Genomic DNA, 14,346 nt, shown 5'->3' on the forward strand with positions numbered 1-14,346 from the left:
AACTGGCGACATTATCAGCGATTAGCGGTTAGCTCGAATTACTACTGATTTTGCTAATATATCTGGCATTTGTTCGCATACCGTTCAGCAAGGTCGATGAAGCGAAAAACTGCTTCCATCGGTCTTAGCAACTTTGCTATGATTGCGACCCGTGAATGGACATCACCTAACATAGGGTAGTGAGAGCAGTAGATGAAGGCATGGTACCTTTTGTATTGTAAACCTCGTAGTGAAGCGAGAGCACAACAAAACTTAGCACTTCAAAATTTAGAAACCTATTTACCCATGGTCTCTGAAGAGAAATCTCAACGTGGTCAGAAACGGATCTGTCGCGTACCGCTATTCCCAAATTATCTATTCATCAATTTTGACCCAAGCCAGACAAGCGTCAAGCAGGTCCATTCTACCCGTGGGGTGAATCGTATCGTCAATTGTCAAGAAAAAATGACCCCCATTGACGACCGCATCATTCACGCCATTCGCATGAAAGAGTTAACGCCTTCCCACGCCGTTTTAGTCGATGAACCAGAACTAAAAACGGGGGAGAAAATTCGCTTTAAAGATGGCCCATTTGTTGATTTAGAAGGTATTTTTCAAGAAAAATGCCCAAATAAACGTTGCCATGTTTTATTTAATATCATGGGGCAGGTCAATACCTTAACTGTTCCAGAGCAATCGGTTGAACGAATTTAAGTTTGTGATGAAGCTCAAACGCTTTAGTAAGAATAATGCTTAGCAGCTTGTGAGACATTGGCTATAGCGGCATAAAAAGTGTTTATTTTTTGTAAATTGATTTTTAAATTAAATCATTATGTTTCAATGTGTTACGAGTTAAATTTTGGGGAAGGATTTTTTGTTACTTTTATTCGGTTGGAATTTGAGCTGTAGGACTTGTGTTAGTGCATAAATCAGCCAACCGATGTAAGCCGTTTACAGTAGAATCCCGCAAATTGATTTTTTGCGGCTAAAATCTCTTTGTACAACTAAAGTTTTACTGTGATGAAGCTGCAAGGGATTTATTTAAGCTAGCTTGCCAACATTAGCCAGTACGGTAGTGTTGCCACAGCTATTTGCGTTTAAATGGTTACCCCAAGCTGATAAAAACTGATAAAAATTGATAAAAATTGAAGGTCCGCGGTATGCAACATGGTCAGTCTTAGCGCCGACTAATCACCGCAAGCAAGTTAAGCTGCACAATATAGATACACAATATAAATAGGGTACTAGGCACTCTTAAAAATAAAGTGTCGGTTTCAGATTTATGTTATTACATTGAAAAATATGAATTTTCGCACCGCGAAGGGTAATTTAGAGGCCGCAATCTATGGGCGGTAGCGTGCCTGAAAGGCAAAAGACAGAAAAGTTTCTGTCTTTTAGCGGACGCCGAAAATAATTGTCTGGAACAATTATTAACAGCTTTAGCTGGTCCGAAGGATGAAGTACAGGAAGTACTGAATAAGGCGTCTCGCCCGCCACGCGGATCGGTAGCGTGTCTGAAAGTAAATAAATTCCGTTGGCATTCCCGCGAACGACTGCATGGTCAATTTTGTTCCATACAAAATATGACATTTCCCCCTCCATGGTGGTCAGATGCAGGAGGTAGAACGCTTTAATAGAAAGAGTGCAGGAGCAGTTATCGACGCGAGAATCTTATTCCTTCGTCATTCCCGCGAACGCGGGAATCCATAGTAATGTCTTTTGCTGGTTTAAAGCGTAGTGACTTAAAGCCCAAGAGCTGGATCCCCGCGTTCGCGAGGATGACGGCTTGAAAGCGAGGATGACAACGTAAGAGTGAGAGCGCTCAACTTTTTCAGTAAGCGCAGCGTTCTGTGAGTGAGCTTACGAGCATTCCGTAATCTGTCCACCGTAAGCGTAGCGTTCTGTCATCTAGAACATTACTGCGCAACTGCGATTATGCTTCGCTGCTAGAACCTAGAACCTAGAACCTAGAACCTAGAACCTAGAACCTAGAACCTAGAACCTAGAAGTCGCGTAGCGACGCTCTGCTTTCAACAATTTTACATTTTCAATCCAATCGGAGATATCTGGTGTTACAACAAGTCAAAAAATACATCAAAGCGGTTCCAAGAGCCGTAATATTAGTTGGCATGAGTGCCACTATATTGATGGGCGCTCAGGCGCAAGCCGTTACGCCCTCTCCGCAGATGATCGAGCAATTTAAGCAGTTACCTAAGGCCGAGCAACAGCGGTTAGCAAGGCAATATGGGATTGACCCTAGCATTATCTCGGGTAGCCAAACTCAACAACAGATTGTTAATCCACAAGTGGTTACAGCCCGTGACGTAGCGCCGGTAACCACAACCGCAGAACAGAAAGAAAAAGCCGATCTTGATTTCTCCGTCGACTCATCAAGCTTGAAATTACGCCGCTTTGGCTACGAAATGTTCGCTGGCGAACCGAGCACCTTTGCACCCGTGTCAGATGTCCCCGTACCAGGAGAATACCTGGTCGGCCCAGGTGATAACATCAAAGTTCAGCTCTACGGTAAAGAAAACAAAGAATACGATTTAGTGATCAATCGTGAAGGGGTGATCCAATTCCCTGATCTAGGCCCGATCCCCGTGATGGGACTGAGCTTCTCAGAACTTAGAGACACGCTTTCACAACGCATCCAACAACAGATGATAGGTATTGAGTCCAATATCACCATGGGCGAGTTACGCTCAATCCGCATTTTTGTCGCAGGCGATGCTTACAAACCCGGCTCTTATACTGTTTCTAGCCTATCGACTATCACCCAAGCCCTATTTGTTGCAGGGGGCGTCAATGAAATTGGCTCACTGCGAAATGTACAGTTAAAACGCAATGGTAAGTTAGTTGGTACGCTCGATCTCTATGATTTATTGCTAAAAGGTGATGCATCGGGAGATTTACGCCTACATTCCGGCGATGTGGTCTTTATCCCCTCTATCGGTGGGTTAGTTAGTGTATCGGGGGAAGTAAGACGTCCTGCCATCTATGAATTAAAGAAAAATGAGACCATGGCAGATGTGATTGCTATGGCTGCAGGGTTAAACCCAGGCGCATACCCCAAAAGCAGTTCAGTGGAGCGTTATAATAGCAAGTCGCTCAAAACTATCGTGAATGTGGACCTCACAACTGAACAGGGCAGAATGACGCCCGCTAAGGCTGGCGATGTTATCCGTGTGAAAAGCGCATCAGAGCAGTATGAAAGTGCCGTTACCGTTGTCGGCGCCGTTGTTCGCCCTGGTAAATACCAGTGGGTGGGTGGCCAAAAGATCAGCGATATTTTGCCTTCATTGTGGGGGGATTTAGCCATATCGGCCGATTTAGACTACGGTCTGTTAGTGCGCGAAGTTAATCAATACGGTGATATTGAAGTGTATCAATTCGCACCGGGTAAGGCGATTGGCACTAAAGATAGCAAGCAAGACTTAGCCTTAAATCCGCGTGATAAAATTATCATTTTTAACTATTCAGATGATGAACAAAACCGTTACGAATTAAATAAATTAGTAAAGCAACGAGTCGCTAAGGTCACATCGCTCAATAGCGATAACCTATCGGGTTCTGACCTATTTAACACCGGCTTTGCCCAGCTTGAAGATGTCAAACTCAGCAAACGCGCTCAAATTGCAGGCATCGTTATTAATGATTCGCCAAAAAATGAGCAAGTAACCGTTGTTAAAGGCGTTGTCAGCAAAATGTTGGCAAACCTCTTTGAAGATAACGAGCTGCTTAAATTAAGTGACCAAATGCGCCGCCAAGAGTTGCTCTATCCTGTAATGGTTAAGCTCAATAGCCAAGGCCGTGCAGGAAAAGGCACCCAAATTGTGGCCATCGATGGCCAAGTGAAGTCACCGGGTGCTTATCCCTTATCTGTTGGTGCGAGAGTATCCGATTTAGTTACCGCAGCGGGTGGTTTGAAGGAAGGCGCATATACTGTTAGAGCCGAATTAACTTCGACTGTAACGGATAATGAGGGCTCCAGAGTCGATCATCGTAACCTTGATTTGGAATTAGCACTGCAGGGGGATCAAACGGCAAATGCGCGTTTAGTGGGTAGGGATATACTCACAGTGATGACAACGCCAGATTGGCAAGAAAGCAAAGTGGTCGAAATCCGTGGTGAAGTAAAATTCCCTGGTCGTTACAGTATCCGCAGAGGCGAGACGTTAAGCGATTTAATTACCCGTGTTGGTGGCTTTACCGACTATGCCTCTTTACCCTCAGCGGTATTTGTGCGTGAGTCAGTGCGTCAACAGGAACAGATTGAAATTAAAAAACTTGCCGACCAGCTGCGCCGTGATATTGCCACCCGTGGTGTCTCAAAAGATGGTGCCGTGGTGAATTACTCCGATGCCCAGTTAATGCTGGCCGATCTAGAAAATATCAAAGCCGTTGGGCGTTTAGTCGTCGATTTACCGGCAATCACGCTCGGCATTAAACAAGCCGATCTCCAGCTTGAAGATGCCGATATTTTATACGTGCCATCCACTAAGCAAACTATTGCAGTAATGGGTGAGGTGCAACATCCGGCCACGCACAGATATAAAGAAGGTCTAACGATTGACCAGTATCTTGCAATGTCCGGCGGCTCAAGAAAACTTGCGGATGAAGACCGAACCTATGTGATCCAAGCCAATGGCTCAGTATCAATGCCAAGCCGTTCTAACTGGTTTAGCAGTGGTGAGCAGCTACAGCCGGGCGATACCGTAATTGTACCGTTAGATACCGAGTACAAAGATAACCTAACTCTTTGGACACAAGTCACCGGCATTATCTACAACACTGCTGTAGCCGTATCTGCCATCGCGGGGCTATAACGCCACTATGTGGCTAGAGTCTAGGGCGTTGCTTCGCAACTGCTAGGACGCTCGCAAGCTCGCTCTAGAACGCAGCAAAAAACGCTGCTCTAGGACGCCACAGCGTGGCTCTAGATTCTAGGAACGCCGCTTTGCGGCTACAGAGCGTCACTTCGTGACTTACGGATAACGGAACGGGCTGCGCCCTTACGGTGATTGCGACCACCGTCAAGGTTCTCGCTTTTGCGGTCATCCTCGCGGCAGCGGGGATCCAGCGTTTAGTTCTTACTCGCTTTTGCCGTCATTCTCGCGACTGCGGGGATCCAGCGTTTAGTTCTTACTCGCTTTTGCCGTCATCCTCGCGACCGCGGGGATCCAGCTTTTAGCCCTTACGCATTGACGCTCTGCTGTTACCGTAAGCGAACGACTGCATGGATGCAGGAGGTAGAATAACGCAGGAGCAGTTATCGAGCATGCTGTTAGTGAGCTTGCGAACGTTCTGTTTTCCTACCCACCTCACCTAGAAGCAAAGCGCTCTAGCAGGGTGAAACCCGCTCTGCTTTTTGTGGGAGGTACCATGACTGAGCAAGAATTTATCCGTTGCAAGATGCAGTTGTTGAAATTGGCTGATGCAGATAAGCAAATAAACGCGCTTTGGCTATACGGCTCGCACGCTAAGGGATTGGCTCATGAACACAGTGATTTAGATTTAGCTGTGCAGTTTACCTCCTTTGAGCCAGATATTTTTGCTCGGCGTATGCACCCCGAGATGCTTTTACTGGATTGGCAGCAAAGTTTACAGCTACGTGATGGTCAATTGTCGGTGATTGACCTTATGCAAGCACCCATACTGCTTGGTATCGAAGTCCTACGAGCCAATACCCTTTGGTATTGCCGCGAGCGAGGTTTAATGCTGCAAGGTGTGGGTAAAATCATGTCGCGATATGAAACCGACTATCTACAGCAGCGAGTGATACATGAGCGATAACATAAAACATGACGGGTATTTAGCGGCAATGCGTGTCCATGTGCAGCAGTGCCAAAGTGATTAAGAAGAACTGCGTAACCACTTTTTGCAGGCACCACTTGATAAATATCAGCGTTTGGCTTTACAACGTTTAATGCAAATAAGCATTGAGTCAGCAATTGGTATTGCCAAACATTGGGCGCAACAAGTAAGCCAACATCCAATATTGGAGGCCTATCAAGCCTTTGATATTTTAAATAACGCAGGCTTACTTAAAGGCAATGCGCCTTGGCGTCAGATAATCGGCATGCATAATGTGTTGGTGCATGATTATCTGAATCTGGACGAACCATTGCTAGAAGTTGTCATCCGCCAGCAGTTATACGCGGTAATTTTTGATTTTTGCTATCAAGGCTTAACAGCGTTAGAAGCGAGAATCTAGGATGGCCTTCTGCAGCTAGATTCTAGGAACGCCGCTTTGCGGCTACAGAACGTCACTACGTGACTTACGGATAACGGGACGGGCTGCGCCCTTACGGTAAGCGAATTTTTTGTTGCTTTTACCGTTATCTGTAAGCGAACGACTGCATGGATGCAGGAGGTAGAATAATGCAGGAGCTGTTATCGAGTGTTCTGTCAACCGTCAACGATAACCCGTCAACCGTATTCGAGAACTCACACAACGAGATAAGTTTTAAATGTCCGATGAAATAAACAAGTATATGCAAGATGCCCAGTTTTCAACTATCCAGCGACCCGCAGACGACGAAATCGATCTTCGCGAGTTGTTCTCCGTCATCTGGCAAGGCAAATGGCTTATCATTGCCATTACCGCAGTATTTACCATTGGTGCGGTGGTATTTGCTATTAAACAACCCAATATTTATAAGTCCGAAGCCCTATTAGCGCCAGCATCTGAAGAGCAAAGCGGTGGCTTAAGTGCCTTAGCATCTCAATTTGGCGGCTTAGCTAGCCTTGCTGGGGTTAATCTCCGTGGTAAAGGTGGCGTTGATAAAACGCAAATGGCGATTGAAGTATTAAAATCCCGTCAATTTGCCAGTGATTTTATTCAAAAGCATAATATCCTTGCCGATTTAATGGCGGCAAAAAAGTGGGACCGTGAAAACAATCGCGTTATCTACGATGAAGATGACTATGATGTGAACAACCAAAAATGGGTAAGGGACGTCAAGCCACCACGCCAGCCTGAGCCTTCCATGCAAGAAGCCTTTAAGGTATTCGAAAAAATATTGGTGGTGACTAAAGATAAAGAGACAAGCTTAGTCACCATTGCAGTTGAACATCGTTCTCCTTTTGTTGCTCAGCAATGGGTGACATGGCTCATTCAAGATATTAATAAAGTGATGAAAGAGCGCGATGTCGCAGAAGCCAATCGCAGCAGCGAGTTTTTAAATAAACAAATCGCCTTAACCAATGTTGCCGATATTAAAGCGATTCTTTATAAGTTGGTTGAAGAGCAAGCTAAAACCATTATGTTTACCGAAGTGCGTGATGAATATGTATTTAAAACGCTTGACCCAGCATTAGCTCCCGAAGAAAAGGCTAAGCCTAAACGTGCATTAATTTGCATACTAGGCACAATGCTCGGCGGTATGTTAGGTGTGATGTTTGTATTGGTAAGGCATTTTGTAAGAAAAGAGCAGAATCTAGAATCTAGAATCTAGCCCCTTTCTGTTATCTATCATCCTCGCGAACGCGGGGATCCAGTTTTCAGGCATTTGGTTCTAGGGTTGGCCTATTGGGACAGTTTGAAGAAAAACAGTAAAACCTAGGCTTTATGAGGGATGGCGAAGATACAGCTCAAAATGGATGAAAAGTGTCTCAGTTTGGTTTGGAGGGCTGAGATGAATATGTGTAGTATTTCAATTTCTTTTTTAGAAATTGTTCTAAATTAGGTCTGAAGTAATGACGAAAAAGAAAGTTCTTACGGTTTTTGGTACACGACCAGAAGCGATAAAAATGGCTCCATTGGTACATGCATTCGCCTCAGATGAACGTTTTGAAGCAAAGGTCTGCGTAACGGCCCAGCATCGTGAAATGTTAGATCAAGTTTTGTCATTATTTGATATTACTCCAGATTATGATTTAAATCTGATGAAGGTAGGGCAGACTTTAAACGATATTACAGCCCGTATTTTGCTTGAGCTAAAACCTGTACTGCAAGAATTTAAACCCGATGTTGTGTTAGTTCATGGTGATACAGCTACAACTTTTGCAGCAAGCTTAGCAGCATATTACGAGCAAATTGATGTCGGACATGTTGAAGCTGGTCTACGTACAGGCAATATATATTCCCCATGGCCTGAAGAAGCAAATCGCAAGCTCACTGGTGCATTAACCAAATATCACTTCTCGCCTACCGAAACGTCTAAGCAAAATTTACTTCAAGAAAATTATGCTGAAGAGAATATTTTTGTTACTGGTAACACGGTAATTGATGCACTCCTAATGGTCAAAGCAAAGATTGAACAAAATAGTGAACTACAAAATACATTGGCTGCCCAGTTCCCATTTTTAGATGAAAATAAAAAATTAATTTTAGTAACTGGTCATCGTCGTGAAAGTTTTGGTGATGGTTTTGAAAGGATTTGTGAAGCTTTAGCTATCACAGCTAAAGCCAATCCTGATGTGCAAATTCTTTATCCAATGCACCTAAACCCCAATGTACGTGAGCCAGTCAACCGTATTTTAGGTGGTATCAAGAATATCATTTTGATTGAGCCACAAGAGTATCTGCCGTTTATTTACCTGATGATGCGCAGTTTTATCATTTTAACTGACTCGGGTGGTATTCAAGAAGAAGCACCTTCTTTAGGTAAGCCTGTGTTAGTTATGCGGGATACTACAGAACGACCCGAAGCTGTAGCTGCTGGGACTGTTAAATTAGTGGGTACAGATGTTGATAAAATCGTATCTGGTCTTTCGGTATTACTTAATGATATCAACGCATATACCGAAATGAGCTTTGCACATAATCCCTATGGAGATGGTCAAGCTTGTCAAAGAATTTTAAATAAATTAATTAAATAAGTGTTGGAATTAACATGTCTTTTAAAACAATTTCAGTAATTGGTCTTGGTTATATTGGTTTACCTACGGCGGCAATGTTTGCCTCGCGCAAGGTCAACGTAATTGGTGTGGATGTTAACAAACATGCAGTAGATACCATTAACCAAGGGAGAATTCATATCGTTGAACCAGAGCTTGATATGTTAGTGCATGCAGCGGTGACAGAAGGCTATCTCAAAGCTGTTATGACACCAGAGCCTGCGGATGCCTTTTTAATCGCTGTACCAACACCTTTTTTACCTTGTGCCGAAGGCGAAATTCCTGCCCCTGATTTAACCTACATTGAATCAGCTTGCCGTGGTATTGCCCCTGTGCTCAAAAAAGGCGATTTAGTGATCTTAGAGTCAACTTCCCCAGTAGGCGCGACAGAGCAAGTAGCCGAATGGCTGGCGACTGCCCGACCTGATTTATCTTTCCCACAAACAGTGGGTGATGCAGCGGATGTAAACGTAGCTCACTGTCCTGAGCGTGTATTACCTGGCCATGTAGTACGTGAACTGGTACAAAACGATCGCGTAATTGGTGGTATTTCAACTACATGTTCAGTACGCTCGGTTGAGCTTTACAAAATATTTGTAGAGGGTGATTGCATTATCACTAATGCTCGAACGGCTGAAATGGCCAAATTAACTGAAAACAGCTCCCGAGATGTCCAAATTGCCTTCGCCAATGAGTTATCAATGATCTGCGATAAATTGAATATCAATGTATGGGAATTGATTAGCCTTGCCAATCGCCACCCTCGGGTAAATATCCTCCAACCAGGCCCTGGTGTGGGCGGTCACTGTATTGCAGTTGATCCTTGGTTTATCGTATCTAAAACACCAGCAGAGGCGCGTTTAATTCATATGGCGCGTGTAGTGAATGATAGTAAACCGGATTGGGTGATTGAAAAAGTCAAAATAGCGATAGCTGACTTTTTACAAGCCAACCCTGAGAAGACTGCGAAAGACATTACGATTGCCTGTTATGGTTTAGCATTCAAGCCCGAAATAGATGATTTGCGTGAAAGCCCTGCTATGGCCATCACGCAAAAAATTGCGCAGATGCATAAAGGTACTGTTATTGCTGTAGAGCCTAATATTGAATCTATGCCCTCAAAACTGACTAACGTTGAATTGGTTAATTTTGAAGTAGCTTCTAAAGCAGCTGATATTCATGTGATGTTAGTTGATCATAAAGAATTCAAAATGAATGTAATAAAATCACAGTACAATATAGATACTAAAGGAATTTGGAATTGAAGCTGAACTTCCGTTTTGAAAGTTATTTGAAAATTTAAATGATTTAGAAGTGTAGCTGTGAAATTGTAAATGCAATCTGCTTTAACATTTCTAATACTTAGAAATTACGAGCAGTTATATCTTTAAAATAATAAAATCATAGTAATAGGATTGAGTAAGTTGCGAACAATACTATTTTATTTTGCAAAATTATTAAAAAAAATCCAGATTGCAGCTATTGAAAATTCAAATATTCATCCTTCCTCTGTAGTTTGTTCGCAATCTCAATTGTTTAACACCAATGTTGGACGTTATACATATATAGGTAACGGATGCTCTTTGATAGAGGTTGAAATAGGTATGTTTTGCTCAATAGCAGATGGTGTTATTATCGGAGGAGGTAGTCATCCATTAGACTGGGTGTCTACATCACCTGTTTTTTATAAAGGTATTAATATTTTAAAAACTAATTTTGCAATCCATGAATACGATCCATTTAAAATAACGAAAATAAATAATGATGTATGGATCGGACGAAATGCAATAATTAGAAGTGGTATTACAATTGAGACTGGTGCTATTGTTGGTATGGGCGCTGTAGTAACAAAAGATATAGGGCCTTATGAAGTGTGGGCTGGTAACCCAGCAAAACTGATTAGAAAAAGATTTAATGATGATACAATTAAGCATTTATTGGAGAGTAAATGGTGGCTTTGGGATGATGAAAAGTTGAGAGAAAAATCTGGACTATTTAATGATGTTAATACTTTTCTAAAGAAAGAGAAAAAGCAATGAATGTTGTTATGGTTAAATACTTTTTTGACACTGACTCTAACTATCAAATCAATGAAATGGTCAAGGCTTGGCCAAAAAAAGGACACAGTTTAACCATAATTACGTCTAAAGTTTTGAGTTTTGTTCATAAGAACTATGATGAAGAACAAAAAAAGAAAGATATTGAATATGAGCAAAAACATAATATTAAAATAATTAGGTTGGATATTTGGTTTAAAATTAGTTCACGTGTTTTATTTAAAGGCTTAAGGAGTACAGTTGATAAACTAGCACCAGATGTATTGTTTATGCATGGATTAGGTGATTTTAATGATGTTCTATATCTTTATGGTAAAAATAATTATTTGACATTTAGAGATTGTCATATGTCCTGGGTGGCTTCCAGGAATGTTTTTGCAAAACAATATTATAAATTTTTTTCCATTTTTTTTGCTCCAATAATTAACAGCTCAAAGAAATATGAGAAAGTTTATGCACTCGGAAATGAAGAGAAGGAGTATATAAAAGCATTAGGTATTGCAGAGGAGAGAATTGAGATGCTACCTCATGGCTATAATATGCATACATATTTTGACAGTTTAGAATTAAAAATAGACGAGCGAAAAAATTTGGGTATTTCAGATAATGATATTTTGATTTCATATATAGGAAAATTTGACTATGCTAAGCAACCTCATATTAATTTGGAAATATTTTCACTTTTAGAAAAGAGTTTTGTTGATAGTCATAACTTAAAATTTTTGTTTTTGGGCCATAAAAACTCGCATTATATGGAACAAGTGTTTTACCCTCTTCTGAATGATTTTAAGTATAAAGATAGAGTATTAGTGTTGCCTGGTGTTATAGCTGATGAGTTAAACAGATATTTTAATGCCAGCGATATTTGTTTGTGGCCGAGAGAAACAACATTGAGTTCTATTCATGCTCAAATTTGTGGCTGTAAAGTCATTATGGAAAATCATGATTCAAATATTGAAAGAGTAGTTGAACATAAAAATTTATTCTCACTTGGTTCGTCACACGATGCTAAGGATAAGCTAATTAATCTTATATTAAATTTAAATCTACCAGTCGATATAACAAAGCTTAAAAAAAGAGAGTACAACAAGCAAATGAAATTGTTACTAGAAAGTTGGACTAAAATTTTAATTGCTAGGGAGTCAAAATTATCTAATCGAGGAAAGCTATGAAGGTCTTAATGGTTCCTTCTTGGTACTCGTCAATTGAAAATCCTACTTTGGGTTCATTCTTTAGAGAGCAAGCAATTGCGCTAATTGAGGAGGGGGTTGACGTTAAAATTGCCTATACCGAATTAAGGAATCCTAAATTCATTTTTAGAGACATAAAACATGGAAATAAAATAGGATTACAAAAGTCTTATGATAATAAATTAGATGTGTATAGAGATATTCAATATAATATTCCACCAAGAATGACAAGCCTGATGTCGTTTAGGTTTTATCTTGGCATAAAAAAAATAATTACAAAATTAGCCAGTGAGAATTGGAAACCTGACATCATACATGTACAATCATTTTTCCCTGCAGCTGTTGCAGTCATTAAAATTCATCAACAGTTCGGTATCCCCTTTATTATTACTGAACATTCAACAGGATTCAGCAAGAAAAGCTTTAACAACTACCAGTTATCATTGCTTAAAAAATTGTTATATTACTCGTCGCAGATCATTTCTGTCGGAGAGGGATTAAAAACAGAGTTAGAAGTTTTCACCAGTAAAGAAATTATTATCATACCTAATATGGTGGATTGTAAATTTTTCCATAGAGAGGCTGTTACTAGTCCAGAAAAGTTTATATTCTTTAGTTTAGGTTATTTAACATATAAGAAAGGTTTTGATATTTTGATTAATGCATTTGCACATTCTTTTGAAGGGGATGAAAATGTACAACTAAATATTGGTGGCGATGGGGATGAATTACATAATTTAAAGAAGTTATGTAAAGATTTAGGTATAGAAAGGCAGGTTAATTTCCTAGGTAGTTTAGAACGAACACAAGTTGTTGAGCAAATGAATATGTGCAATGCCTTTGTTTTGGCGAGTAGACACGAAACATTTGGAGTAGTTTTTATAGAAGCTCTTGCTTGTGGAAAGCCCATTATCGTACCAAATATTTCTGGTCCAAAAGAAATTGTTGATTTGAATAACGGTCTTGTGTTTGAAAGGGAAAATATATTAGATTTAAGCGAAAAATTACAGATAATGAAGGATAATATAGATTATTACAACTCAAACCTTATAAGAGAATTGTGTTATAAAAAGTATGATAGTAGTACCTTTGCAAAGAAAGTTTGTCGTGAATATAAAAATATTTTATTACTAAAGTAGCGTTCAATGTATTTATTCATAATATATACGTTTTTTTTATTTGCCTCATTTGTTAAGTCAAATGTTAAATACAAGAAACTAACGGATTATTGTTATTTTTTTTTCTTGTGGTTATTTTCTTCAACGACTATGAATGGAAAGGATAAATTATCATACGAAGGAATGTTTTTATCCATTAATCCAAATGATATACATGCCGCCTTTAGTCAGGTAGTTGTTGATAAGGGATATTACTTTTTAAATCTTGTTGTAAGATTTTTTACAGACGAATTTGTCATTTTTTTGATGACCGCATCTTTAATTACAACATTTTTAACATTTAAAGCCTTTAAATATTTTGAATTCGTATATAAGATCAGAATTGAGTTAATATTTTTAGTATATTTACCAACAGTTTTTATTGCGGCTCAAATGGGAGCTCTTAGGCAAAGTATAGCTATTGCAATATTTTTATTTTCTTTTCGTTACCTTTTAGAGAATAAAAATGTAAAATATTTAATTTGCATTCTATTCGCATCTACTTTCCATATGTCTGCGCTTATATTGATGTTACTTCCTTTATTTTTTTATTTTAAAGGGCGAAAAAAATTATTAATTATAGCGCTAGTTCATTTGTCCTTTTTTATTTTTTTAATGTACATAAGCTCTACTGTAGAAATTGGTAGGCTTATGTCATATGCAAAAGATAGTGCAAGCTATGGAATGATAGGCGTTCTCGAAAGACTCACATTCTTATCTTTATTTCTTTTTATATATATGAAAAGAAATAATGATGATAAGGTAACGATTTTGATGGAAATATATTTCTTATATGTTTTGCAGTCATTTGTTTTCGATAGCTTTTTTGCTGTGATGTATCGAATTAAGTTATACTATTTTGGATTGTTTTCAGTTCTGTTTCCAATTTTATTTTGTAAAATGACATACCATAAAGCCAATCTTGGTCGATTTATTTTATACCTTTACGGTATTATACAGGTTGTTGCTTTTACAAGTCCTCAAGAGGTAAAAGATTATTTTTTCCCGTATAGGAATTATTTCTTTGATGAACATACAAACTCTGAAACTCAAAGAATTAATGATACGATTTCGGAATTTAATATACTTTTCGAACTTAAATGATTAAATGATAGGTTA

At 39.7% G+C, this 14,346-nt stretch carries 11 protein-coding genes; all 11 read left to right on the plus strand.

Translation table 11 applies throughout. The features are described 5' to 3' along the window. The first annotated feature begins 192 nt into the window (after positions 1 to 192). A complete protein-coding gene (rfaH, locus tag COW15_RS15475; protein WP_293633427.1) occupies positions 193 to 693 on the plus strand; it encodes a transcription/translation regulatory transformer protein RfaH in 501 nt (166 codons plus the stop codon). 1,355 nt (positions 694 to 2,048) lie between these two features. Then, positions 2,049 to 4,808, plus strand: a complete 2,760-nt coding sequence (locus COW15_RS15480; RefSeq protein WP_293633429.1) for an SLBB domain-containing protein — start codon at positions 2,049 to 2,051, stop codon at positions 4,806 to 4,808. Between the two features lie 556 nt (positions 4,809 to 5,364). Beyond that, complete coding sequence (locus COW15_RS15485; RefSeq protein ID WP_293633431.1) at positions 5,365 to 5,775, plus strand: nucleotidyltransferase domain-containing protein; 411 nt, start codon at positions 5,365 to 5,367, stop codon at positions 5,773 to 5,775. An 85-nt stretch (positions 5,776 to 5,860) separates the two neighbouring features. Beyond that, positions 5,861 to 6,196, plus strand: a complete 336-nt coding sequence (locus tag COW15_RS15490; RefSeq protein ID WP_293633433.1) for a DUF86 domain-containing protein — start codon at positions 5,861 to 5,863, stop codon at positions 6,194 to 6,196. Between the two features lie 256 nt (positions 6,197 to 6,452). Beyond that, entirely contained in the window at positions 6,453 to 7,439 is a 987-nt protein-coding gene (locus tag COW15_RS15495) for a Wzz/FepE/Etk N-terminal domain-containing protein (RefSeq protein ID WP_293633435.1), read from the plus strand. 241 nt (positions 7,440 to 7,680) lie between these two features. Next, positions 7,681 to 8,805, plus strand: a complete 1,125-nt coding sequence (gene wecB / locus COW15_RS15500; RefSeq protein WP_293633437.1) for a UDP-N-acetylglucosamine 2-epimerase (non-hydrolyzing) — start codon at positions 7,681 to 7,683, stop codon at positions 8,803 to 8,805. Between the two features lie 14 nt (positions 8,806 to 8,819). Continuing rightward, entirely contained in the window at positions 8,820 to 10,088 is a 1,269-nt protein-coding gene (gene wecC / locus COW15_RS15505; protein ID WP_293633439.1) for a UDP-N-acetyl-D-mannosamine dehydrogenase, read from the plus strand. A gap of 159 nt (positions 10,089 to 10,247) precedes the next feature. Further along, the gene (locus tag COW15_RS15510) at positions 10,248 to 10,862 is read left to right on the plus strand and encodes a CatB-related O-acetyltransferase (RefSeq protein ID WP_293633441.1); all 615 of its coding nucleotides are present in this window, start codon (positions 10,248 to 10,250) and stop codon (positions 10,860 to 10,862) included. Then, positions 10,859 to 12,052 (plus strand): glycosyltransferase, encoded by a 1,194-nt coding sequence (locus tag COW15_RS15515; RefSeq protein ID WP_293633443.1) that lies wholly within the window; start codon positions 10,859 to 10,861, stop codon positions 12,050 to 12,052. The genes COW15_RS15510 and COW15_RS15515 overlap by 4 nt, the downstream gene beginning before the upstream one ends. After that, positions 12,049 to 13,209 (plus strand): glycosyltransferase, encoded by a 1,161-nt coding sequence (locus COW15_RS15520; RefSeq protein ID WP_293633445.1) that lies wholly within the window; start codon positions 12,049 to 12,051, stop codon positions 13,207 to 13,209. Before COW15_RS15515 ends, COW15_RS15520 begins: the two co-directional genes overlap by 4 nt. 6 nt (positions 13,210 to 13,215) lie before the next feature. Beyond that, positions 13,216 to 14,331 (plus strand): EpsG family protein, encoded by a 1,116-nt coding sequence (locus COW15_RS15525; protein ID WP_293633447.1) that lies wholly within the window; start codon positions 13,216 to 13,218, stop codon positions 14,329 to 14,331. Positions 14,332 to 14,346 lie beyond the last annotated feature (15 nt).

The organism is Shewanella sp. CG12_big_fil_rev_8_21_14_0_65_47_15 (assembly GCF_002783505.1).
GTDB lineage: Bacteria > Pseudomonadota > Gammaproteobacteria > Enterobacterales > Shewanellaceae > Shewanella.